This window comes from Caulobacter sp. GW821-FHT12A07 (assembly GCF_058807655.1).
Genome location: NZ_JBXAQX010000014.1, coordinates 1 through 23,398 on the forward strand (window position 1 = coordinate 1; position 23,398 = coordinate 23,398).

Here is a 23,398-nt window from a genome sequence, read left to right on the forward strand (position 1 = left end):
AATGTGTCGTTCGGCGACAAGGTGATCGGCACCAACCACACCCTGCCGACCAAGCTGGCGGCCCGCTACACGGGCGGCCTCTGGGTGGGCAAGTTCATCAAGACCTGCACCTACCAGAAGGTGCTGACCGACGAGGCGTCGGCGCTGGTCGGCGAGTACTGCTCGCGGCTGTGCGCCCTGGAAGGCTTCGCCGGCCACGGCGAGCAGGCCAACATCCGCGTGCGCCGCTACGGCCATCGCGATGTGCCCTACGCCGGCGCGGCCTCGCCCGTGCTGGCGGCGGAATAGGGGCGGGTAGGGCGATGGAGCTGCCCCCTCTTGTGTTGCCAAGCACGCCGTCGTTCCGGCTGGACGGCCGCCGGGCCCTGGTCACCGGGGCGGGGCGAGGCATCGGCCTGGCCGCCGCCGCGGCCCTGGCCGACGCCGGCGCGGCCGTCACCCTGGTCGCCCGCTCGGCTGGCGAAATCGAGGCGGCGGCCGAAGCGATCCGAGAGCGGGGCGGAGCGGCCGAGGCGCTGGCGTTGGACGTCGGCGACGTCGAGGCCGTTCACGCGGCCCTGGCCGACCGCCCGGCCTTCGACATCCTGGTCAACAACGCCGGCGCCAACCGCCCCAAGCCCTTCACTGACGTCAGCGTCGAGGACTACGACGCCGTGCTCGACCTCAACCTCAAGGCCGCCTTCTTCGTCGCCCAGGCCGTCGCCGGGCGGATGATGGAGGCGGGGAGCAAGGGCTCGATCATCCACATGACCTCGCAGATGGGCCATGTCGGGGGTCCCAACCGCACCCTCTACTGCGCCAGCAAGTGGGCGCTGGAGGGCCTCTCCAAGGCCATGGCGCTGGACCTGGCCCCGCACGGCATCCGGGTCAACACCATCGCCCCGACCTTCATCGAGACCCCGCTGACCCGGCCGTTCTTCGAGGATCCGGCGTTCCTGACCAGCGTGCTCGCCAAGATCAAACTCGGGCGCCTCGGCCAGGTCGAGGACCTGATGGGCGCGATCGTCTTCCTCGCCTCCGACGCCTCGGCCCTGATGACCGGCAGCGCCCTCGTCGTCGACGGCGGCTGGACCGCTGATTGAGTTCAAGGATCTCCGCATGAAGCTCGCCACCCTGAAGTCCGACACTTTCGACGGCCGCCTGGTCATCGTCTCCCGCGACCTGAAGACGGCCGTCTTCGCGCAGGCCTCGCCGACCCTGCAGGCGGCGCTGGATCGCTGGGACGCGCTGGCGCCGGCGCTCCAGGCCCAGTCCGACGCCCTCGACGCCGGGACCGCGCAGGACGCCTTCGCCTTCGATCCCACGCAGGCTCTGTCGCCGCTGCCGCGCGCCTATCAGTGGCTGGACGGATCGTCGTTCCTGGCCCACGGACGGCTGCTGGATAAGGCGTTCGGCATCCCGCCGATCCCCCAGGCCGACGTCGTGCCGATCATGTATCAGGGCGGCTCCGACGCCTTCCTGGCCCCTACGCAGGACGCGCCGTTCGTTGACGAGGCCGACGGCATCGACTTCGAGGCCGAATACGCCGTCGTCACCGGCGACGTGCCGATCGGCGCGACCGACGAGGAGGCGCAAGGGGCGGTTCGCCTGGTGCTGCTGGCCAACGACTGGAGCCTGCGGACGCTCCAGCGCTTCGAGATGATGCGCGGTTTCGGCCCCATCCACGCCAAGCCCGCCACCGCCTTCGCGCCGGTCGCGGTGACGCCCGACGAGCTAGGCCCCGCCTGGGCCAACGGCCGGGTGGAACTGCCGGTGCAGGTGGCCTGGAACGGCCAGGCCTTCGGCCGGCCCAGCGGCGCGGCCATGGACTTCACCTACGCCAAGCTCATCGTCCACGCCGCCCGCACCCGGGCGCTGAAGGCCGGGACCATCGTCGGCTTTGGCACCGTTTCGGAGGGCGCGCCCGACAAGGTCGGCTCGGCCTGCATCGCCGAGCGACGCGGCTGGGAGGTGATCCAGCACGGCGAGCCGAAGACCGGCTTCATGCGCTTTGGCGACACCGTCCGCATCGAGGTGCTGGACGAGGCCGGCGCTTCGGTGTTCGGAGCGATCGAGCAGAAGGCGGTCCAGGCGAGAGCCTGAGAGCCGTCCCCAATAACGATAAGCGCGACAAGAAGCGTAAAAAGGGTCGAGGAAATGGTCGGCAAGGTTCTGGTGATCGGCGGCGGCATCGCCGGCATGTCGGCGGCGATCCTGCTGCGGCGGAGCGGGGCGGCGGTCGATCTGGTCGAGATGGATCGGGCCTGGCGCGTCTACGGCGCCGGCATCACGATCACCGGGCCGACCTTGCGGGCCCTGCGCGCCGTGGGCGTGCTCGACGCGGTGCTGGCCCAGGGCGCGGCGTGGAGCGGCGGCACGGTCTTCTCCAAGACCGGAGAGTTCATCGCCGACCTCTCGACCACCCCGGTCGAGGAAGGCATCCCCGCCACCGGCGGCGTCATGCGGCCGGTGCTGCACGCGGTGCTGTCGGAGACGACCCGGCAGGTCGGAGTCGATGTCCGGCTCGGCGTCACGGTCGAGGCCCTGCACCAGGCGGGCGAGGCCGTCGAGGTCGCCACCAGCGATGGTGAGAAACGGACCTACGACCTCGTCATCGGGGCCGACGGCATCTTCTCGACCACCCGCAAGGCGATCTTCCCCGACGCACCCGAGCCGCGCTTCACCGGCCAGGCCTGCTGGCGTCTGCTGGCCGAGCGCCCGCCGGGCTTCGATCGCTCGCACTTCTACATGGGCGGCGACCGCAAGATCGGCTTCAACCCGGTCTCGCCGACCCACATGTACATGTTCCTGCTGGAGCACACGCCCGACGATCCGTGGATCGACCTGGCCGACCAGCCGGCGCGTCTGCACGCCCTGATGGAGGGTTTCGGCGGCATCGTGCCGGGCATCCGGGAAGGGGTGCTGGCCAACCCGACCATCAACTACCGGCCGCTGAAGATCCTGCTGCAGCCGCCGCCCTGGAATGTCGGCAGGGTGGTGCTGATCGGCGACGCCGTCCACGCCACCACCCCACACCTGGCGTCGGGCGCCGGCATGGCCGTCGAGGACGCCGTGGTGCTGGCGGAGGAACTGGCGCGCGGCGGCGAGGTCGAGGCCGCGCTCGAACGCTTCACCGGCCGCCGGTTCGACCGCTGCCGGATGGTGGTGGAGAACTCCGTCCGCCTGGGCGAGCTGGAGATGACCGGCGGTTCGCCGCAGGAGCATAACACCCTGATGGCCGCCTCCATCACGGCCCTGCGCCAGGCCATCTGATCCTTTTCCCGCGTCGTCTCCGAACTGGCCCGCCCGGCGATCCCGCCGGGCGGGCGCTTCTTTTGGAGCGTCCCGCGAGGCCCGGCCGCCGCGATACCTCCAATCCGAACAATGGATTTCTCGCCGCCGCGCCCGGGTGGTCTGTTCGCAGGGAGAACAAGAAGCCAGCGGGGAGGACGGCAAGGCGCAGGGCGCCGCCTCCGGACCCGTTCACGGAGTAGGGCATGGCGATTCTGGGTGTCGAGAGCGCGATTTTCGGCGTGGACGATCTTGAGCTCTGTACGCGGTTCTGGACCGATTTCGGCCTGACGCCGCTGTCGCGAACCGACGACGAGAGCGTGTTCGAGGTGGCCAGCGGGTCGAAGATCGTGGTCCGCCGCCGCGGCGACCCGCGCTCGCCCGCCACCTACGCCGGCAAGGTCGGCATGCAGGAGACCATCTGGGGCGTGGACACCCAGGAGTCCTTCGACGCCCTGGTCGCCGACCTGTCGCGCGACCGCGAGATCAGCTTCGACGCCGACGGCGCGGCCCACTTCTTCTGCGATGACGGCATGCCGATCGGCCTGAAGGTCTGGAACAAACGCCAGGTCGTCTCCCAGCCCGACCCCGTCAATGCGCCGGGGAGCATCCAGCGCCTGAACCTGCACCGCAAATGGCGCCGGCGCTGCCTGCCTAAGACCATCAACCACGTGGTCTTCTTCGTGCACGACTACGTGGCCAGCCTGGAGTTCTTCATCGAGCGCCTGGGCTTCCGCTACACCGACCATTCGCGCGGCGCCGGGGCCTTCGCCCGCGCCGACGGGACCCACGAGCACCACAGCATCTTCTTCGTCTCGACGGCCCTGCCGGTGGCGCCCGACGATCCGGGCTTCATGCACATCGCCTTCGGCCTGGAAGACATCGACGAGCTGATGCTCGGCGTGAACCAGATGCAGCAGAAGGGCTGGACCAACACCAGCCAGAACAGCTCCGGCGGCCTGTCGCGCCACCGCATCTCGTCGGCCATCTACTACTACTTCGACAACCCGAACGGCGGTGAAGCCGAGTACCACGTCGACACCGACTATCTCGACGACAACTGGGTGCCGCGGGTCTGGGACTGGAAGTTCGGCTCGCTGCTGTGGGCGACCAAGACGCCCAGCTTCTGGGAGGGCGAGGTCGCCTGGGACATGCAGTTCGACGCCGACCGTCGCTCGCTTGAACCTTTCCGACGCCCCGGGGGCGTCCGCGACAAAAACGGAAATCTTCCGGACAAGCTCGACACGCTAACTGAGGAAGACGAGCACGCGATCTAGAGCGCGACAGCCTGGGCCGACAACGGTTCCGGCGACTGTCGCGCTCCAGAGAACAAAGACGGGCTCGCGACAAAAGACATTAGAGAGGGACAGTCAGTGACCACGTCTTCCGCCCCAGCCGCCCGGCGGGCCGGGCCCGTCCAGGGCCTCAGCCTGCTTCTGCCCGTGACGCTTTCGGTGATGGGGGCGCTGCTGGTGGCCCCGATCATCCCTCAGCTGATGCAGGCCTTCGCCCATGTGCCGGGCATCGAGTTCCTGGCGCCGATGGTGGTCACCATGCCCTCGCTGTGCATCGCCCTGTTCTCGCCGCTGGCGGGGATGCTGGGCGACTCGGTGGGTCGCCGGCGGCTGCTGATCTGGTCGATGGCGATCTACGCGGCCTTCGGCGTCGCCCCGTTCTTCCTGCGCGACCTCTGGGCGATCCTGGCCACCCGCGTGGTGGTGGGGATCATGGAAGCCGTGGTCATGACCCTGTCGACCACCCTGATCGCCGACCTGTTCCGGGGCGAGACCCGCGACCGCTGGCTGGCCGCCCAGGCGGGCACGGCCTCGGTATCCGCCGTGCTGTTCCTGATGATCGGCGGGGCGGCCGGCCGGTTCGGCTGGCACGGGCCGTTCCTGGTCTATCTGTTCCCGCTGGTGCTGATGGTCGGCGTGATCGCCTTCACCTGGGAGCCCTCGCGGCAGGAGGCCGCCGGCGAAGGGGAGGGCGAGGAGGCTCAGCGCCCGTCGCTCAGCTGGGCGGGCTTCCCGTGGAAGTTCATGCTCGGCGTCTGCGCCGTCACCCTGTTCGCCGCCACCATGTTCTACACGGTGCAAATCCAGCTCAGCACGGCGCTGTTCGCCCTGGGGGTGAAGGATCCGGCCCGCATCGGCCTGCTGACCGCCATCGCCAGCCTGGCCGTGCCGCTGGGCACCCTGTCATTCTGGATCCTGTCGCCGCGCCTGCCGCTGCGGGGCCTGATGCTGCTGGAGTTCGCCCTGCTCGGCGTCGGCTTCATCCTGATGTCCCACGCGTCCAACGAGACCACCTTCGTGGCCGCTTCGGCCCTCAACCAGATCGGCGGCGGCATGATCCTGCCGACCATGCTGACCTGGGCCACGCGCGGCCTGCCGTTCGCTGTGCGAGCGCGCGGCATGGGCGTGTGGCAATCGACCTTCGCCCTGGGGCAGTTTGTCTGCGGCCTCTTGGTGCCGCTGATCGGCAAGTCGGTGGGCGGCATCCTGCCGACCTTCCAGGTGATCGGGGCGGCCAGCCTCGTCGCCGCCGTCCTGACCCTGGTCGCCATGTTGGCGGCCAAGGGCGGCAAGCCGCAATCCATCGCCCAGGTGAGCCTCTGATGAGCCAGTTCAAGTACGGCTTCCACCATGGGGGCGTCAGCGTCCCCGACCTCGACGCCGCCGTCGAATGGTACGACCGCGTCCTCGGCTTCAAGGTCGAGCGCCGGTTCCCGATCCCGACCATCCCCGCCCAGGTGGCGATGATCGCCAACGGCGACCTGCGTATCGAGCTGTTCGAGGTGCCGAACGCCGCGCCTCTGCCCGAGGACCGCCGCATCCCCGACCGCGACGTCCACACCCACGGCAACAAGCACGTGGCCTTCGTCGCCAACGACGTCGTCGCCCTCTCGGAGGAGCTGAAAGGGCGCGGAGCCGACATCGTCTGGGTCAAGACCATGCCGCACGGTTCGGCCTGCTTCATCCGGGATCTCGCCGGCAACCTGATCGAGTTCGTGGAGGGGCCGATCCCCGCCGGGGAAGCCGGGAGCCTCTGAGCGCATGAGCACGCTTCTCTCCAACCGCCTGGCCGGCAAGGTCGCGGTCGTCACCGGCACGGGCGCCGGCATCGGCAAGGGCGTGGGCCTGATGTTCGCCCGCCACGGCGCGCGCGTTGTCGGCTGCGACATCGACGCGGCGGCCGCCGAGGCCACCGCCGAGCAGGCTAGGGCGGAAGGCCTGGCCTTCGACAGCCTCCACCCCTGCGACCTCACCACCGAGGTGGGCACCCGGGCGCTGATCGACAAGGCCGTCGCCCTGCACGGCGGGATCGACATCTTGGTCAACGCCGCCGCCATGGGCGTCTTCGCCTTCATCGACGACATGACCTACGCCGACTGGCGCAGGACCCTGACCGGCGAGCTCGACATCGTCTTCCTGGCCTGCAAGGCGGCCTGGCCGCACCTGGTGGCGCGGGGCGGCGGCTCGATCGTCAACTTCGCCTCGGCCAACGCCCGCCAGGCCCTGCAGGGCTCGGGCGCCCTGGCCCACTGCGCGGGCAAGGGCGGGGTGTTGGCCATGACCCGGCAGCTGGCGATGGAGGGCGGGCCGCACAGGATCCGCGCCAACACCATCTCGCCGGGTCTGATCGTCACGGCGGCCACCGCGCCGGTCGTCGCCGACCCTGAATTCGAGGCGCAGGTCCTGCGCAAGAAGATGATCAAGCGCCTGGGCCAGCCCGAGGACGTGGCCTGGCTGGCGACCTTCCTGGCGTCGGACGAGTCCAGCTGGATCACCGGCGCTGACCACGCCATCGACGGCGGCGCGACGGCCTGGTGAGGGCCTGACGAGACCCGGCGCGACGCTCATCCGTCGCGCCGATGGCGCCTATCCGAAGCAACGTTTTGTCGCCGAACGATGGTCGTCATAGCCTTTGCAGACAAAGGGATAGGCCGCCTCGCACCGCGCGTCAGACGCGGGCGGCGGCCGCAAGGAAACAAGGGGAATGCAGATGCGAGTCAGCTTGCTGACGTCGGTCGCCATGCTCGCCGCGCTGAGCGCGGGCGCGGCCATGGCCCAGGACCAGAAGTCCGCCGATACTGTCGAGCTGGGCGAGGTGGTCGTCACCGCCCAGCACAAGAACGAGACCATCCAGAAGGCGGCGGTGAACGTCACCGCGCTCGGGGCCGAGCAGCTGGAGCGCGCCTCGGTCGTCCAGGCCCAGGACCTCAACCGCGTGGCCCCCGGCATCCAGATCAGCCAGGGCGGTCCCTCGACCCAGATCTACATCCGCGGGGCCGGCACCTACGGCACCAACATGTACGCCGACCCGGCCGTGGCCTTCAACGTGGACGGCGTCTACATCGGCCGCCTGCCGGCCACCGAGGGCGTGTTCTACGACCTCGAGCGGGTCGAGGTGCTGAAAGGCCCGCAAGGCACCCTCTACGGCCGCAACGCCACCGGCGGCGCCGTCAACATCATCACCGCCAAGCCGAAGTTCGACTTCGGGGCAGGGGGCTCGCTGGAGGTCGGCGACTACAATCTGCGCCGGGCCGACGCCTATCTGAACGTGCCGGTCAGCGACACCTTCGCCCTGCGCATCGCCGGTCAGAGCGTGCGCCGCGACGGCTACCTGTCGGACGGCTACGACGACGCCAATGTCGACGCGGTCCGCGTGAAGGCCCTCTGGGCGCCGACCGACGACGTCTCGCTGCTGCTGGGCGCCAGCTACGCCCAGATCGGCGGCAAGGGGCCGGGCGCGGTGCCCGTGCCGCTGGTCGATCCCGACAATCCGTGGACGGGTCCCAGCACGGCGGCGGCCAACGCCTACCTGCTGTCCAACACCGGTCCGCCCTCGGCCCTGATCGCCTCGATCGGCTCGGACGGCTACGTGAACAACAAGTTCTACGCCTTCGGCGGCGAGCTGAACTGGCGACTGGGCTTCGCCGACCTGACGGTGATCGCCAACCAGACCCGCCAGGACGCCGACTACGTCACCTATCGCCCCGGCTTCTACTTCTCGCCCAACGACCACCAGATCCAGCGCTCGCTGGAAGCGCGCCTGTCGGGCGAGGCAGGCAAGCTGAAGTGGGTCACCGGCCTCTACGCCTACAAGGAAGACCAGCGCACCGACTTCACGGTCAACCAGGGCGCCTTCAACAAGAACCGCGTCGTGCTCGACAGCCTGACCGACGCCTCCTACGCCGCCTTCGGCCAGGGCACCTACAGCGTCACCGACGCCTTCCGCCTGACCGCCGGCCTGCGCTACACTCAGGAGACCAAGACCCAGCATGGCACGCTCGCCGTGGGCGGGGTGTCCAGCTCCAGCGTCGCCAACTCCACCTACTGCTCGGCGACCAACCAGGGCACGTTCTCGACGACCTACGTCTACGAGGGCGACACGACGGCGACCGACACCTGCATCTTCCCGGTGGCGGGCGACAAGACCTGGCGCTCGACCGACTGGAAGCTGGGCTTCGAGTACGACGTGGCCAGGGACTCGCTGCTCTACGGCTCGGTCAGCACGGCCACCAAGGCCGGCGGCTTCTGGGCCGCCCTGGCGCCCAACACCTACGAGCCCGAGAAGCTGACGGCCTACGCGGTGGGCTCCAAGAACCGGTTCCTCGACCGTCGCCTGCAGGTCAACGCCGAGGTCTTCTACTGGGACTACAAGGACCACCAGGAAAGCCACCTGGGGCCGATCGTCAATCCGCCCGCCGGCTTCACCAACATCACCGAGAACTCCGGCAAGGCCGAGATCTACGGCGTGGATCTGGACACCCAGTTCAAGCTGACCGCCCGCGACCTGCTGACCGCCAACGTCCAGTACCTGCACGCGACCTACAAGGAGTTCAGCTACACCCGCTCGGCCTCGCTGCCGGCGGCGATCACCAGCTGCGCCACGACGACCCAGACCTCGGGCGACTACACGCTGGACTGCTCGGGCAAGCGCATGCCGCGCACGCCCGAATGGCTGGTAAACCTGGGCTACGAGCACCGCTTCGATCTGCCCAACGGCGGCTCGATCACGCCCTCGGCCCACACCACCTGGTCGGCGGCCTACTGGCTGGCCATCGACTACGTGCCCAACGAGCGCCAGCCGTCCTACTGGATGCACGACCTCGACGTCACCTACGCCGCGCCCGGCGGCAAGTGGTCGCTGGCCGCCTACGTCCACAACGTCGGCAACGAGGCCGTCTTCACCGACGCATACCTGCAGCCCTTCACGACGGGGATCTCCTACAGCGTCCTGCGCGCCCCGCGCACCTGGGGCGTGCGGCTGTCGGCCAAGTACTGATCGCTCTCGATCGAACTTGCCGGGACGCGTCGCGGGGGGCGGCGCGTCCCGTTTCTTTTTCGGCCGCCGCTATCGGCGCCGCCGATGGCGGCCATGGGCAGAAGCGCTTTTTCCGTTTCCGCGCGCCCCCTTAAGACCGCTGGAACCCACCAGGAGACCCTCAGGATGTTCGAGTACTTCCCCGGCAACTACGTCTGGAACCTGTCGGTCTGCATCGCCCTGGAATCCGGCGGCCAGGTGGGCGAGGTTGACGCCATGTGCCGCCCGATCCGCGAGGCGGCCACCCGCGGCGAGGACGCCGGCACGGTCGAGTTCATGGAAAGCTGGGCGGCCATGGCCGACACCCTGTGGGACCTGGCCCAGGAAGACCTCGCGGCTGGCCGTCGCCTGTCGGCGGGGCCCAAGCTGCTGCGCGCGGCCCTCTACTACTTCACCGCCGAGCGTATGCAGAGCCGGGGTTCGGTGCGCCGCGTCGCCACCTACGCCCGCGCGCTGGAAGCCTTTTCGCTGGGCTGCGAGCACGGCCGCCAGAACTGCCGTCGGGTCGAGATCCCCTATGAGGGCGGCGTCATCGCCGGCCTGTTCGTCCAGGCGCAAGGCGTCGACGGCCCCGCGCCGTGCCTGGTGCAGGTCAACGGCCTCGACAGCGTCAAGGAACTGCTGTTCCTCAACCGCGAGCCCGACGCCCTGGCCGCGCGCGGCGTCTCCTCGTTGATCATCGACCAGCCGGGCACGGGCGAGGCCCTGCGCCTGCACGACCTCAAGGCCGTGTTCGACACCGAGCGCTGGGCCTCCAAGGTGGTCGACTGGCTGGAGACCGTTCCCGAGGTCGACCCCAAGCGTATCGGCATGCACGGCGTGTCGCTCGGCGGCTACTACGCCCCGCGCGCGGTGGCCTTCGAGCCGAGGTTCGCCCTGGGCGTCGTCTGGGGCGCCAATCACAATTGGGGCGAGATGCAGAAGCGCCGCCTGGCCCGCGAGGGCGACATGCCCGTGCCGCACTACTGGGAGCACGTGCGCTGGGTCTGGGGCGGCGAGACCGTCGACGACTTCATGGCCATCGCCGAGCAGGTCACGCTGAACGGGGTGATGGAGAAGATCGCCGTGCCGTTCCTCGTCACCCACGGCGAGAACGACCGCCAGATCCCGCTGGAATACGCCCACCAGAGCTACGACCAGCTGACGGCCAGCCCCAAGCGCGACCTGAAGATCTTCGGGGCCCGCGAGCAGGGCGTCGAACACTCCAGCCTCGACAACGTCGCCAACGCCCGCGACTGGATCGCCGACTGGGTGGCCGAGACGTTCGGAGCGATGAAGTAGCGTTCTTGCCCTCTCCCCTTGCGGGAGAGGGTGGCCTGCGAAGCAGGTCGGGTGAGGGGTCTCTCAGACCTCAAAGCCGCGACAGCTGTTCGGCCGGGCGAGGCGTCTCATGTTTGAGAGACCCCTCATCCGACGGCCTTCGGCCGCCACCTTCTCCCGCAAGGGGAGAAGGAACTTACTCCTCGGCGGCATCAAACTTCACCCGCGCCTGGCGGATCGCCGCATTGTGTGCGCGCACCCAGTCCATCAGCCGCTCGACCTCGGCCAGCAGCCCTTCGCCCAGCGGCGTGATCGCGTAGTCCACGCGCGGCGGCACGGTCGGGGTGATGGTGCGGCCGATCAGGCCGTCGCGCTCCAGGCTTCGCAGGCGCAGGGTCAGCATCCGCTGCGAGATCGCGCCCTCCCACGACAGCACGCCGACCAGCCGCCGCAGCGTCGCGTGGCGGAAGGTCCCGCCGCGCAGGATCAGCAGCAGCAAGAGGCTCCAGCGGTCGCCGACCCGGGCGAACACCTCGCGCATGGGGTCGCTGCGGTCGCCGCCGTTGCGGGCCTGGTCGGCCGCCAGCTCGGCCAGCGGTCGGATCGCCGCGACCAGGGCCTCGCCCTTGAAATCGACCTTCAGGATGCGGCCGATCTCGGCCTGGACGGCGTCCAGGGCGCGCGGCGGCTGTTGAGCGTCCATGCGGCGAATCCTCCCGAGGATGGGAACAATAATGTGCCGTCTTACGGCGAAAAACGCCTCGCCCTATCCCTCCTTCGACGCCCGCGCAGACGGGCTCGATCAGAGGAGGACGCAGCCTTGGGCTCCCTTGCGGACAAGACCGCCATCATCACCGGCGCGGGCGGCGGCATCGGCCTGGCCACCGCGCTGCTGCTCGCCGAGCGTGGCGCGCGCGTCGCCGTCGCCGATCTTCGCCTGGAGGCCGCCGAGACCACCGCCCAGGCCGTGCGCGACGCCGGCGGCGAGGCGATCGCCTTCCTGGCCGATCTCGGCGTCGAGGCCGATGGGATAGCCCTGGTGGAGGCTACCCTGGCCGCCTTCGGCCGCATCGACATCCTGCACAACAATGCCGCCGACCTGGCCCCCGAAATGAGCCCCGGCTTCGACGGCGACGTCGAGACCACCTCGACGCAGGTCTGGACGCGGGCCCTGCTGGTCAACGTCCGCGGCACGGCCCTGATGTGCAAGGCCGTGATCCCGCACATGGTCGCGGCCGGCGGCGGTTCGATCGTCAACACCGCCTCGAACCTTGGCCTGCAAGGCAACATCGTCCAGGTCGCCTACGGGGCCTCCAAGGCCGCGGTGCTGCAGCTGACCCGCTCGATCGCCGCCTCGCACGGCCGCAAGGGGGTCCGCTGCAACGCCGTCTCGCCGGGCCTGACCCTGACGCCGGCCGTCGCCGCCCATATCCCCGATAGTCATCGCCAGGCCGTCGAGGCCGAGACCCTGACCCCGTATCTCGGCGAAGCGCGCGACATCGCCGCCGCGGTCGCCTTCCTGGCCTCCGACGAGGCCCGCTACGTCACCGGCCACAACCTCGTCGTCGACGGCGGCACGGCCATCCACGTGCCCGGCTTCGAACGCCTCCAGAGCCTCTGGGCCTAAGGAACCATCACATGAGCAAGACTTACGACGTCGTCGTCATGGGCGCGGGCCACAACGGCCTGACGACCGCCGCATACCTGGCCAAGGCCGGCAAGAAGGTGCTGATCCTCGAGCGCCAGCCGTTCCCCGGCGGCGGGGTGGTGACGCGGGAGATCAACTCGCCCGGCTACCGCCACGACCTGCACTCGTCCTGCCACATCATGATCCAGGGCAACCCGCTGCTGACCAACGACGAGCTGGGCCTCTTCAGCAAGTTCGGCCTGAAGTACAACTACTCGGACGTGCCCTACGCCAGCATCTTCCACGACCAGGAGACGCTGATCACCTACAAGGACCTCGACCGGTCCTGCCAGCAGATCGCCCGCTATTCCGAGAAGGACGCCGAGACCTATCGCGCCTTCGCCCTGCGCAGCATGCAGATGCTGCCCATGTTCGTGTCGGGGCTGTACGCCCCGCCGTTCCCGATGGGCGCCTTCATCGCCATGCTCGACCAGAGCGAGGAAGGCCGCGAGATGCTCGACGCCATGAGCCGCAGCTCGCTCGACATCATCGACAACGCCTTCGAGAACGACCGGGTCAAGATTCACCTGCTGAAGCTGGTTACCGAGAACCTGCAGCTGCCCGACGAGCTGGGCACGGGCATGGGCATCTATCTGATGCCCGGCATCATCCACACCTATGGCGTCTCCCAGCCGGTCGGCGGCAGCGGCGGCCTGACCGACGCGCTGGTCCGCTGCCTGGAGCACTACGGCGCCGAGATCCGCTGCGACGCCGAGGTCTCGCGCGTCATCGTCTCGGGCGGCAAGGCGACAGGCCTGGAGCTTTCGGACGGCGAGCAGGTCTTCGCCAAGGACGGCGTCATCGGCGCCATCCACCCGCACCGCCTGCGGCAGTTCGTCGAAGGGGTGGCCGAGCCGGTGCTCAAGCGCGCCGAGCGGGTCAACACCTCGACCTTCAGCCTGTTCGTCAGCCACTACGACCTGAAGAAGCAGTCGACCCTCTACGCCGGCCCCGAGGTGCAGACGGCGACCATGCTGGAGTACTTCACCTTCGATCGCCTGGACGACCTGCTCGATGACTTCGACGCCCTGCGCCGCCGTCGCCTGCCGGCCCGGCCGCTGACCGGCGGCGGCGACGAGACCCACGCCGACCCCAGCCGCGCGCCGCCCGGCGGCGGCATCTGGCACGCCATTACCATGTCGCCCTACGACCTGGCCGACGGCGGCCCTTCGCGCTGGGACGAGATCAAGGACGAGGTGGCGGCCAAGAACCTCAGCTTCTACCAGAAGTTCACGCCCAGCCTGACGGCCGACAACATCATCGCCGCCACCCACTGGTCGCCGCTCGACATGGAGCGCAGCTCGCCCAACAGCTTCGTCAACGGCGACATGCACGGCGCCGCGCCCTTCATGTACCAGACCGTCGCCCACCGCCCGACGCCGGACCTCGGCAACTACACCGTCCCGGGCGTTGAGCGGCTCTATCTGGTCGGGCCGTTCCAGCATCCGGGCGGCGGCGTCTACGGCGCGGGCCGGGCCACGGCGATCAAGATGTTCGACGACCTCGCCATCGACTTCGACAAGACCGTGAGCCGGTGAGCGCCATGAAGATTTACGACGCGACCAACAAGGAGCTGATGGCCGTCTCCTCGATCGCCCGCGACGGCGACGACCTGGTCATCAAGGGCAAGATCTTCGGCGCCATGCCGATGACCGCCAAGCTGCGGCCGGAAGAGGCGAGGGCGGCCCTGAAGCTGCTCGACGCCAAGACGGTGCTCTTCCTGCTGACCCTGCTGTTCCGCAAGTCCAGCAAGGCCTGAGACGGGGTGACGGGGAGGGCTTCGGCTCTCCCCGAAACCGCTGTTACCCGATTGAAACATACCCCGCCTTCGCCGATGGCTGGTACCCCTCCAATCGTTTTGACCTTAAGGGCTTCCAGCCCCCAGCCTCCCTGCCAACGCCGCGCTCGAAGACGGCGTCATGCATAGAGGGAGGGATTTCGATGAAAGTCGCTTTGCGGGCCGGTGCGGCCCTTGGCGTTCTGCTCGCGGCCGCCGGCGCGGCCCATGCCCAGGGGGCGGCCAAGGCCCCAGGGGCCGATGACGGGACCCAGCTGACCGAGGTCGTGGTCACCGCCGAAAAGCGTGAGACGACCCTGCAGAAGACGCCGCTGGCCGTCAGCGCCATCAGCGGCGAGGCCCTCCAGAAGCAGGGCGTGACCGGGATCAAGGACGCCATCGCCCTGATCCCCAGCGTCCAGATCCAGCAGGCCAACACCGGCGCCAGCTTCTACATCCGCGGCATCGGCGCGCGCGGCGCGCTCGACCTGCCGACCTCGCCGGTGACGGTCAGCTACGACGGCGTCGTCCAGCAGCGCAACGAACTGACCGGCGTGGCCATGGCCGACATCGAGCGGGTGGAGGTGCTGCGCGGTCCGCAAGGCACGCTCTACGGCCGCAACGCCAACGCCGGCGCGGTCAACGTGCTCTACCGCAATCCGGTGCTGGGCGAGTTCTCGGGCGGCGCCAGTCTCCAGGTCGGCAACTACGACGCCCTGCGCACCGAAGGCGTGATCAACCTGCCGCTCGGCGACAAGGTCGCCCTGCGCGTGGTCGGGGGCAGCAATTCGCACGACGGCTACCTGTCCAACGGCCTCAATGACGCCGACGAGAAGTTCGCTCGCGCCAAGCTGCTGATCGCGGCGAGCGACGACCTGCGCTTCATCCTGTCGGCCGAGCGCCAGCAGGCCGGCGGCCAGGGCTCGGGCAACGTGCTGCTGCCGACCAGCAGCCGCAGCGACCCGTGGACCGCCCCATCCTACGGCAGCCTCTACACCATCCCGGCCGGCGCCGCCGTCTACTGCAATCCCAACTGCGACGCCGACTACAGCATGAAGAACACCACCCTGCGCGGCCAGGCAGACTGGGACCTGTCGTGGGCGCGGCTGACGGCGATCCTCGGCCACCAGGACTTCGAGCGCACCTACCTGCAGCCGTTCTCCGGCACCTGGGAGAAGGACACCCTGCCGGCCAAGCAGGACAGCGCCGAGATACGCCTGGCCTCGCCGGCGACCTCGCCGATCTCGTGGGTGCTGGGCGCCTTCTACCTGAAGTACGACGGCTCGGGGCAGTTCCGGATCAACTACACCTTCGACGAGGTCCGCTCGTTCGACCGCAACGTCAGCAAGACCTCGGCCGCCTTCGGCCAGGTGATCGTGCCGCTGAACGATCGCCTGCGCCTGACCGGCGGCCTGCGCTACACCAAGGACGAGGTGGACGCCCTCAACAGCAGCGGCACCCAGGCGTCCTACGCCGCCGGCGGCCTGACCTCGGCGGGCGCGGTGACCAACAGCTACAGCAAGCTGACCTGGAAGGCCGGCGCCGAGTTCGACCTGGCGGCCCGATCGCTGGTCTACGGATCGGTCTCGACCGGCATCAAGGGCGGCGGCGTCAACGCCAGCGGGATCACCTACGACCCCGAGGAGATCACCGCCTACGAGCTGGGCAGCAAGAACCGCTTCCTCGACAACCGCCTGCAGGTGAACGCGGCCGCCTACTACTACGACTACACCGGCTACCAGCTGTCCTATTACTACTATGTCGGCCTGGTCCCGACCTTCCTGACGGCTAACGTGCCGGGCAAGACCAAGGTCTACGGCGTCGAGCTGGAAGGCAGCTACCTGCTGACCGGCGCTGACCGCTTCGACGGCAGCGTCTCGTGGCAGGAAAGCAGCTTCGGCAATGCTTCGGTTGCGACCTCGTGCTCGGGCACGACCTGCACCATGACCGACCTGACCGGCCGGCCCCTGCCGCGCACTCCGCGCTGGACGATGACGGGCGCCTATGAGCACCGCTTCGACCTGACCAGCGGGGCGGCGGTTACCGCCCACCTCGATGCGCAGTGGAAGTCGAGCTACTTCGTCGACCTGCTGCGGTTCAACAACTCACTGGCCAAGTCCTACACCCTGGCCAACGCCCGGATCACCTATGACGAGCCCGACGGCAAGTGGTCGATCGGGGCCTATGTCAACAACATCGGCGACAAGGCCGTGCTGGAGCAGGCCAACACCGCCGGCCCGGTCAACGTCTACGGCGTGATCGGCAATCCGCGGACCTACGGCCTGGTGCTGACCGCGAAGTTCTGACGGGAAGGGCGGCCCCGCTTCGGGGCCGCCCGACCTCTCCGATCAATAGCCCGCCGTGAACCGCGCCCGCACGTGGCGCGGCGTTTCCAGTTCATCGACGAGGGCCACGGCGTAGTCCTCGAACGAGATGGCGCTCTTGCCGTCGGCGTCGAAGATCAGGTCGTCGGCGCCCAGCCGGAACTTGCCGGTGCGTTCGCCCGGCGTGAACATCCGCGACGGGCTGAAGAAGGTCCAGTCCAGGTCGCTGGCCCGCAATTGTTCCAGGAAGGCCCAGCCGGCCCGCGCCTCCGGCTTGACGTGCTCGGGAAAGCCCGGCCCATCGACCTCGCGCACGCCGGGCGACACCCACAGGCTGCCCGCGCCGCCGACCACGACATAGCGCTTCACCCCCGCCCGTCGCACGGCCTCGATCAGGCCGGCAGTGTCGACCGACGTGAACTTGACCGCACTGACCACGGCGTCGGCGCCGCGCAGGGCCTGTACGGTCGCATCGATGTCGGCGGCGTCCAGCGCCTGGATCGTCACGCCGGGCAGCGGCGGCGTCTTCTCCGGATGGCGCGACAGCGCCGCGACCGTGTGCCCCCGGTCGGAAAGCTCCTTCAGGATCCTCGATCCCGCCGCGCCCGTGGCGCCCAGCAAGGCGACCTTCATGGTTTCGTCTCCCTCGTCTTGTTGAGGCGTCAACCTAGCCTTTGCTCCTTGCTGGCCGAGCATCGCTTTCCTGGCCGCCAGCTATCGGATCAGGCGATTTGACCCTTCGCTGCGCGCGGCCTTTCAAAGGGGACGAGGAGAACCGGCCGCAGCGCCGGAGGGGAGGGACGATGCCGAGGATCACCTTCATCGACGCGCGGGGCGTCCGTCGCGAGATCGAAGCCCGTGTAGGCGCTTCGCTGATGGAGACGGCCTTGCGCGCCAACGTGCCCGACATCCTGGCCGAGTGCGGCGGCACGCTGTCCTGCGGCACCTGCCATATCTATCTCGACGAGGCCGGCTTCGCCCTGGTCGGCGCGCCGGAGGGCGGCGAGGCCGACCTACTCGACTTCTCGGACCATCGCCGGGAAACCTCGCGCCTGGCCTGCCAGATCATCGTCACCGACGTCCTCGACGGCCTGGTCGCCACCACCCCTGAGAGCCAGTACGGATGAGCGCGCGACCGCCGCCGCGCCGGGTCGTCACCGGCCACGACGCCCAGGGACGCTCGGTGATCCTCCAGGACGCCGGGCCCGCCCTGACCCGCCGTATCGGCGCGGACGGGCCGGTGTTTCACGAGATCTGGCGCACCGAGGATCCGGCCTGGGGCGCGGCCTTCCGCGAGCCGACGCCGGAGGACCGCCTGACCCTGGCGCCGCCGACCCGCGGCACCCGCATCCGGATCATGGACATCCCGCCCGAAAACGAGCCGATGACCCTCGAGGCGGCCCAGGCGCAGTTCGCGCAGATCGGCGGCGCCCACGCCCTGACCGCGCTCGACCCGGCCTCGCCGCATCCGCTGATGCACCGCACCCGCTCCATCGACTACGCCCTGATCCTGGAGGGCGAGCTGGTGCTGATCCTCGATCGCGAGGAGACGGTGCTGAAGGCGGGCGACGTCGTCGTCCAGCGCGGCACCAACCACGCCTGGTCCAATCGGGGCAGCGGCAATTGCCGCGTCGCCTTCGTGCTGGTCGACCAGGCCGACAGCGAGGAGGCGCGATGACCATCACCGCTTCCACCCAGGTTCTTCAGGACCTCTTCGGCCTGTTCGGTAAGACGGCCCTGATCACCGGCTCGACCCGGGGCATCGGCCTCGCCATGGCCCGGCTCTTCGCCCAGGCTGGCGCACTGGTCGTGATCTCCAGCGAAAGCGTCGACGACTGCACGGCGGCCAAGGCTGAACTGGCGGGCGAAGGACTAGCCGTTGAGGCCGTGGTCTGCGACGTCGCCGATCCCGAACAGCTGGCGGCGCTCGTCGCCGAAGCCGAGGTCCGCTGCGGACCGATCGACGTGCTGGTCTGCAACGCCGGCGTCTCGCTGCACACGGGCTCGCTGACGCAGGCGCCCGACGCCGTCTACGAGGCGATGTTCGACATCAACCTGCGCCACGCCGTGCGGCTCTGCTCGCTGGTCGCCCCGGCCATGGCCGCGCGAAGCGATGGTTCGATCGTGCTGACCTCGTCGATCGCCGGCCTGCGCGGCAATCGCGCGCTCGGCGTCTACGGCCTGACCAAGGCGGCCTTGATGCAGCTGGCCCGCAACCTCGCCGTGGAGTTCGGCCCGGCCGGGGTGCGCTGCAACGCCCTCGCGCCCGGCCTGACCGCCACCAGCTGGGCCTCGGCGATCCTTTCCAGCCCGGAGGCGGCGGCCAAGCGCCTGGGCGCCACGCCGCTGCGCCGGGCGGCCGAGCCAGCCGAGATCGCCGCGGCGGCGCTGTTCCTGGCCAGCCCCGCCGCCAGCTTCGTGACCGGCCAGGTGCTGGTCGCCGACGGCGGCACGGTGATCTCCGACGGCGGATAGGGCGTGTCCGGGCAAGAACGAGAAACGAGGGGAGGCCGTGTGAAGAAGCCGTTGGTCGCGCGCCTGCGCACCTATCATCGCTGGATCGCCGCCGGCGCCATGCTGGTCCTGACCTGGATCGCGGTCACGGGCCTGGCTTTGATGCTCGACCTGCTGACCGAGCCGCATTTCCCAACCCCGCCGCCGCAGGCCGAACTGCCACTGGAAGCCATGGTCGCGGTGGCGGCTGAGGGAGCGCGTCAGGCCGTCGCCACGACCGCGTCGCCCACCGAGATTGTCGTCAAGGTCGGCCAGGCCCAGGGGGCGCCGCGCCTGCTGACGGCGCAGGCGTCGAAGGGCGCGACGACCACCCGCGTCGTCGCCGAACCGCCCCGCCGGCCGCTCGGCGCCTACCTGCAGTTCCGCATCAAGCTGCACGTGCTGCTCGAACGCCTGCACCGGGGCAATATCCTGGGCCTGCCGGGCCAGTTCCTCAGCGTGCTGGGGGGCTTAAGCTTCCTGTTCCTGACCATCAGCGGCGTCTGGATATACGTCGACCTGCTGCTCAAGCGCCGGCGCCTGGGGCGTCCCGGCCTGTTCTGGAAGGCGTGACCGCCATGCTCGTCAAGACGATCCACCGCTGGGTCGGCACGGGGGCGATGGTCTTCGTGGCCTATCTCGTCGCCACCGGCTCGATCATCGCCGTCAACGAGTTCGCCAATCCGGCCGTGTTTGGCGCGGGAGGCGGGCAGGGCGGCGCGGTCCGCACAGCCGCGCAGAGGGCGCCCGATCGCCCGATCCCGTCGCCCGAGAACCTCGACCACATGACCGCCACGGCCCTGCGCGCCGCCGCCGACCTGCTGCCCGACGCCCAGCTGACCGGGGCCGAGGTGCGGCTCTACGAACGCCACGGCAAGGCCTTGGCCGACGTCACCCTGGGGTCAGGCCAGCACGCCGAGCGGATAACGATCGACGCCCTCAGCGGCGCCCGGGTGAAAGGCGCGGCCGAGGCCCAGGCCGCCGTGCGGCTCAACACCCTGCTGCAACGCTTCCATTCCGGCGCGATCGGCGGCCTGGCGGGCAAGCTGCTGATCCTCGTCACGGGCCTTTCCCTGCTGACCCTCTGCGTCAGCGGCGTCTGGCTCTATCTCGACATGGCCCGACGCCGCTGGGCCATGGGCCGCAGGGACATGTTCTGGGGCTAGACCGCGCTCGCCTCCCCGAACCTGGCGGCGGACCAGGGCGCGTCGGCGACGTCGAGCGCGATCAGCTCGAGGATGGGCGCCGGCGCGCCATGCCTTTCCGCCAGGCCGATGTCCGGCCGCGAACGGCGAACAGCAGGCCTGGCGTTCGCGTCCGGCGCGGCGACGTCGTCGGGAAGGGCGGACACGGCTATTCCGCCGCGATCCGGCCGGGCGCGCTCGTCCAGCGGTTCTCGGGAACCGGCAGGCCCAGATGGCCGCGCAGGGTGTCGTGCTCGTACTCGGTGCGGAACAGACCCTTGGCCTGCAGCAGCGGCACCACCTGCTCACGGAAGCGGGCGAAGTCGCGCGGACCGGTGACGTGGAAGATGAAGCCGTCCACGGCGCGTCCGACGAACCAGCGCTCGATCTCGTCGGCGACGGTCTGGGGCGAGCCGACGAAGTTGGCTTTCCAGCGGCCGAAGCGTTCGGCCGTCTGGCGCACCGTCAGGTTCTCGGCCTGGGCGGTGCGGACGATGCGTTCGGCATGGCCCTTGTAGCTGTTGAGGCTGAGCTGGCTGACGTCCGGGAACGGACCATCCAGCGGATATTGCTTGAAGTCGTGGTAGCCGAAGGCGCGGCCGAGCTCGACGAGCAGCTTGTCAATCTCGCGGCTGCCGGCCCGGGCTTCGGCGATGGCCTGGGCCTCCTCGTCGGTGTCGGCGATGATCGGAGCGATGCCCGGCAGCACGCTGATGTGGTCGGGATCTCGGCCCTGCGCCGCCGCGCGGGCCTTGAGGTCGGCGTAGTATTCCACCGCGTCCTCGAAGGTGTCGACGCCGGCGAACACGCCCTCGGCGATGCGGGCGCCCAGATCGCGGCCCGCGCCGCTGACCCCGGCCTGGAAGATCGCCGGCTGGCCCTGCTTGGAGCGGCTCAGCGCCAGCGGTCCGGCCACCGAGAAGTGCTTGCCCTTGTGGTTCAGCGCATGCTGCTTGGTCTTGTCGAGGAAGACTCCGGCCTCCTTGTCGCGCGGGAAGGCGTCGTCTTCGTAGCTGTCCCAAAGGCCCTGCACGACGTCGACGAACTCGCCGGCCCGCTCGTAGCGCACCGCGTGGTCGAAGTGCTCGTCGCGGCCGTAGTTGCGCGAAGCGCCTTCCAGGCCCGTGGTCACCACGTTCCAGCCGGCCCGGCCCTTGCTGATATGGTCCAGCGAGCCGAACTGGCGGGCCACGTTATAGGGCTCCCAGTACGAGGTGGTCAGGGTGCCGACGAGACCGATCTTCGAGGTCGAGACCGCCACCGCCGAGAGCAGGGTCAGCGGCTCAAGCCGGTTGAGGAAGTGGGGCGCTGTGTCGGGAGTGATGAACGGGCTGTCGACGATGAACACCAGGTCGAACTTGGCCGCCTCGGCCAGCCTGGCGTTGTCGATGTACCAGTTGATGTCGATGCTGGCGTCGCCGGCCAGGTCGGGATCACGCCAGCGGGTGTGGTCGGTGCCGACGCCGGCCAGGATCGCGCCGAGTTTCAGTTGGCGCTTCGCGTCATTGGTCATGATCGCCTCCATGTTTCCGTCCGAGCCTTAGCGACGCGCATGAAGTTCGAAAAATCAGCTCTTCTCATGAGCCGTATTCGAGCCGTTCAATCTCTGTGATCCGCCTGGGGTTTCCAGACTTTCCGTCGCCTTATCTTCAGGTGGGATCAGAATTACTGGGTCTGGAAGCGCGAGGCGTTCGGCGGCGGAGGCCGCCGAACGCCCGGACTGCCTAGTGCGCGCCGGCGACCATCAGGATCTGCGCCATGGTGGTGGCGATGCTCTCGACGTCGCGGTCCTTGTTGACCTCCATCCCTTCCTCCAGCGAGTGGCCGCGGAAGGTGACGAAGCCCGCGCCCAGCGTCACCGCCGGTTTGCCCAGGCTCATCGGGATGTTGGCGTCGGTCGAGCCGGCCACATAGCCCATCGGCTTGCCCAGGGCGTCGCCGACGGCGGCCAGCTGCTGCACGAACGGCGAGGAGACTGGGGTTTCGCCGACCGGACGATCGCCGACCATCTTGTTGTCCAGGCTGATCACGCCGCGCTTGGTCGAGCGGGCGGCGTTCTCGGCCTCGACGGCCTTGGGCAGGATGGCGAGGTAGGCGTCTTCCACGGCCTTCAGCTCGGCCTTGCCCGACGAGCGCATGTCCACCGTCATCGACACCGCGAACGGGATCGAGTTGACCGAGGTGCCGCCCTCCAGCAGGCCGATGTTGTAGACCGTGCGCGGATCCTCGGGGACCTTCAGCTGACCGAACTGGCGGGCCGCGTCGGCCAGGGCGTAGGCCGGGTTCACCGTGCCGAAGTCGCCCATGCTGTGGCCGCCCGGGCCCTTGAAGGTGGTCTTGTAGCGCTTGGACCCGACGCCGCCGTTGACGATCACGGTGGGGCCGCTGGGCTCCAGCGAGATGAAGGCGTCGATCCTGTCCTTGTAGCGGCCCTTGAGGAACAGCTCCTTCATGCCGCGTAGGTCGCCCGGGCCTTCCTCGCCGACGTCGCCGACGAACAGGATGTCGCTCTTGGTCTGAATGCCGGCGGCGTTGATGGCGCGCAGTATGGCCAGGATCGAGCCCAGGCCCACGGTGTCGTCGCCGATGCCGGGGGCGTACAGCTTGTCGCCGTCGCGGCGCACCTTGGTGTCGGTGCCGGCCGGGAACACGGTGTCGAGGTGGGCGGCGACCACCAGGAGACCGCCGCCGCCCGTGCCCTTGCGCAGGCCCATGACGTTGCCGGCCGCGTCGGTCTCCAGCTCGGTCAGGCCCTCCTTGGCCAGCATGGCCAGATAGGCCTTGCCCTTCTCGGTCTCGCCGAAGGGCGGGGCCGGGATCTCGGTCAGGGTGACGATGTCGGCCACGGTCTGGTCGTAGCCGGCGGCCAGGGTCGCCTTGGCGGTCTTGAAGCCCTTGCTGGCCAGCAGGGCCTTGGCCTGCTTGGTGAAGGGCGAGGTCGGGGCCGGCGGGCGGACGTTGCCGAAGTCGACCTGCGCCGGCGGCTTGGCGGGCGCCTGGGCGAGGGCTGCGCTTGCCGCGCCGGCGCAAAGGACGGCCAGGAAGGCCGCCGGGATCATGCGATGTTTCATGG

General features: G+C 69.2%; 24 protein-coding genes. 19 read left to right on the top strand and 5 right to left on the bottom strand.

All coding sequences use genetic code 11. The features are described 5' to 3' along the window. From AC1RRS_RS21990 to AC1RRS_RS22035, 10 genes are all read left to right on the top strand, one after another. The coding region (locus tag AC1RRS_RS21990; RefSeq protein WP_492857015.1) for a histidinol dehydrogenase at positions 1-288 on the top strand (288 nt) is incomplete at its 5' end. A gap of 35 nt (positions 289-323) precedes the next feature. Further along, positions 324-1,082 (top strand): SDR family NAD(P)-dependent oxidoreductase, encoded by a 759-nt coding sequence (locus AC1RRS_RS21995; RefSeq protein WP_492857016.1) that lies wholly within the window; start codon positions 324-326, stop codon positions 1,080-1,082. 16 nt (positions 1,083-1,098) lie between these two features. Continuing rightward, positions 1,099-2,082 (top strand): fumarylacetoacetate hydrolase family protein, encoded by a 984-nt coding sequence (locus tag AC1RRS_RS22000; RefSeq protein WP_492857017.1) that lies wholly within the window; start codon positions 1,099-1,101, stop codon positions 2,080-2,082. A gap of 54 nt (positions 2,083-2,136) precedes the next feature. Beyond that, on the top strand, positions 2,137-3,252 hold the full coding sequence (locus AC1RRS_RS22005) for an FAD-dependent oxidoreductase (RefSeq protein WP_492857018.1): 1,116 nt from the start codon (positions 2,137-2,139) through the stop codon (positions 3,250-3,252). Positions 3,253-3,476: 224 nt separating this feature from the next. Next, positions 3,477-4,547 carry a VOC family protein gene (locus AC1RRS_RS22010; protein WP_492857019.1) on the top strand — a complete coding sequence of 357 codons (1,071 nt, stop codon included), beginning with the start codon at positions 3,477-3,479 and terminating at the stop codon, positions 4,545-4,547. A 96-nt stretch (positions 4,548-4,643) separates the two neighbouring features. Further along, complete coding sequence (locus AC1RRS_RS22015) at positions 4,644-5,888, top strand: MFS transporter (protein WP_492857020.1); 1,245 nt, start codon at positions 4,644-4,646, stop codon at positions 5,886-5,888. Beyond that, positions 5,888-6,322 carry a VOC family protein gene (locus tag AC1RRS_RS22020; RefSeq protein WP_487290599.1) on the top strand — a complete coding sequence of 145 codons (435 nt, stop codon included), beginning with the start codon at positions 5,888-5,890 and terminating at the stop codon, positions 6,320-6,322. Before AC1RRS_RS22015 ends, AC1RRS_RS22020 begins: the two co-directional genes overlap by 1 nt. Before the next feature lie 4 nt (positions 6,323-6,326). Beyond that, the gene (locus tag AC1RRS_RS22025; RefSeq protein WP_492857021.1) at positions 6,327-7,103 is read left to right on the top strand and encodes an SDR family NAD(P)-dependent oxidoreductase; all 777 of its coding nucleotides are present in this window, start codon (positions 6,327-6,329) and stop codon (positions 7,101-7,103) included. Positions 7,104-7,275: 172 nt separating this feature from the next. Beyond that, complete coding sequence (locus tag AC1RRS_RS22030) at positions 7,276-9,561, top strand: TonB-dependent receptor (protein ID WP_492857022.1); 2,286 nt, start codon at positions 7,276-7,278, stop codon at positions 9,559-9,561. 165 nt (positions 9,562-9,726) lie between these two features. After that, positions 9,727-10,881, top strand: coding sequence for an alpha/beta hydrolase family protein (locus tag AC1RRS_RS22035; protein ID WP_492857023.1), 1,155 nt, complete (start codon positions 9,727-9,729; stop codon positions 10,879-10,881). Between the two features lie 175 nt (positions 10,882-11,056). On the opposite strand, the gene AC1RRS_RS22040 is transcribed toward AC1RRS_RS22035, so the two are convergent. Beyond that, the gene (locus AC1RRS_RS22040) at positions 11,057-11,563 is read right to left on the bottom strand and encodes a winged helix-turn-helix transcriptional regulator (RefSeq protein WP_492857024.1); all 507 of its coding nucleotides are present in this window, start codon (positions 11,561-11,563) and stop codon (positions 11,057-11,059) included. Positions 11,564-11,680: 117 nt separating this feature from the next. Between AC1RRS_RS22040 and AC1RRS_RS22045 the strand changes: the two genes are divergently transcribed. The 4 genes from AC1RRS_RS22045 to AC1RRS_RS22060 all read left to right on the top strand — a co-directional run bounded on the left by AC1RRS_RS22045 (position 11,681) and on the right by AC1RRS_RS22060 (position 16,630). Further along, a complete protein-coding gene (locus AC1RRS_RS22045) occupies positions 11,681-12,487 on the top strand; it encodes an SDR family NAD(P)-dependent oxidoreductase (protein ID WP_492857025.1) in 807 nt (268 codons plus the stop codon). 11 nt (positions 12,488-12,498) lie between these two features. Continuing rightward, positions 12,499-14,085, top strand: coding sequence for a phytoene desaturase family protein (locus AC1RRS_RS22050; RefSeq protein ID WP_492857026.1), 1,587 nt, complete (start codon positions 12,499-12,501; stop codon positions 14,083-14,085). A 5-nt stretch (positions 14,086-14,090) separates the two neighbouring features. Beyond that, the gene (locus AC1RRS_RS22055) at positions 14,091-14,306 is read left to right on the top strand and encodes a hypothetical protein (protein WP_110120391.1); all 216 of its coding nucleotides are present in this window, start codon (positions 14,091-14,093) and stop codon (positions 14,304-14,306) included. A 182-nt stretch (positions 14,307-14,488) separates the two neighbouring features. Beyond that, positions 14,489-16,630: a TonB-dependent receptor gene (locus AC1RRS_RS22060; RefSeq protein ID WP_492857027.1), complete on the top strand. Its 2,142-nt coding sequence runs from the start codon at positions 14,489-14,491 to the stop codon at positions 16,628-16,630. Between the two features lie 42 nt (positions 16,631-16,672). Here AC1RRS_RS22060 and AC1RRS_RS22065 read toward each other — a convergent pair whose 3' ends face one another. Continuing rightward, positions 16,673-17,281 carry an NAD(P)-dependent oxidoreductase gene (locus AC1RRS_RS22065; protein ID WP_492857028.1) on the bottom strand — a complete coding sequence of 203 codons (609 nt, stop codon included), beginning with the start codon at positions 17,279-17,281 and terminating at the stop codon, positions 16,673-16,675. Between the two features lie 170 nt (positions 17,282-17,451). Between AC1RRS_RS22065 and AC1RRS_RS22070 the strand changes: the two genes are divergently transcribed. From AC1RRS_RS22070 to AC1RRS_RS22090, 5 genes are read left to right on the top strand one after another with little or no spacing between them, the layout of a single operon-like run. Next, positions 17,452-17,775, top strand: coding sequence for a 2Fe-2S iron-sulfur cluster-binding protein (locus tag AC1RRS_RS22070; protein WP_492857029.1), 324 nt, complete (start codon positions 17,452-17,454; stop codon positions 17,773-17,775). Beyond that, positions 17,772-18,326, top strand: a complete 555-nt coding sequence (locus AC1RRS_RS22075) for a cupin domain-containing protein (RefSeq protein WP_492857030.1) — start codon at positions 17,772-17,774, stop codon at positions 18,324-18,326. The genes AC1RRS_RS22070 and AC1RRS_RS22075 overlap by 4 nt, the downstream gene beginning before the upstream one ends. Next, entirely contained in the window at positions 18,323-19,123 is an 801-nt protein-coding gene (locus AC1RRS_RS22080) for an SDR family NAD(P)-dependent oxidoreductase (RefSeq protein WP_492857031.1), read from the top strand. Before AC1RRS_RS22075 ends, AC1RRS_RS22080 begins: the two co-directional genes overlap by 4 nt. Before the next feature lie 39 nt (positions 19,124-19,162). Next, on the top strand, positions 19,163-19,714 hold the full coding sequence (locus tag AC1RRS_RS22085) for a PepSY domain-containing protein (RefSeq protein ID WP_492857032.1): 552 nt from the start codon (positions 19,163-19,165) through the stop codon (positions 19,712-19,714). A 5-nt stretch (positions 19,715-19,719) separates the two neighbouring features. After that, positions 19,720-20,307 (top strand): PepSY domain-containing protein, encoded by a 588-nt coding sequence (locus tag AC1RRS_RS22090; RefSeq protein ID WP_492857142.1) that lies wholly within the window; start codon positions 19,720-19,722, stop codon positions 20,305-20,307. On the opposite strand, the gene AC1RRS_RS22095 is transcribed toward AC1RRS_RS22090, so the two are convergent. From AC1RRS_RS22095 to AC1RRS_RS22105, 3 genes are all read right to left on the bottom strand, one after another. Continuing rightward, positions 20,304-20,492: a hypothetical protein gene (locus AC1RRS_RS22095; protein ID WP_492857033.1), complete on the bottom strand. Its 189-nt coding sequence runs from the start codon at positions 20,490-20,492 to the stop codon at positions 20,304-20,306. The two genes, AC1RRS_RS22090 and AC1RRS_RS22095, sit on opposite strands and share 4 nt — an antisense overlap. 2 nt (positions 20,493-20,494) lie before the next feature. Next, complete coding sequence (locus AC1RRS_RS22100; protein ID WP_492857034.1) at positions 20,495-21,838, bottom strand: LLM class flavin-dependent oxidoreductase; 1,344 nt, start codon at positions 21,836-21,838, stop codon at positions 20,495-20,497. A 211-nt stretch (positions 21,839-22,049) separates the two neighbouring features. Then, positions 22,050-23,396 carry a M20/M25/M40 family metallo-hydrolase gene (locus AC1RRS_RS22105; protein ID WP_492857035.1) on the bottom strand — a complete coding sequence of 449 codons (1,347 nt, stop codon included), beginning with the start codon at positions 23,394-23,396 and terminating at the stop codon, positions 22,050-22,052. Positions 23,397-23,398: the final 2 nt, after the last annotated feature.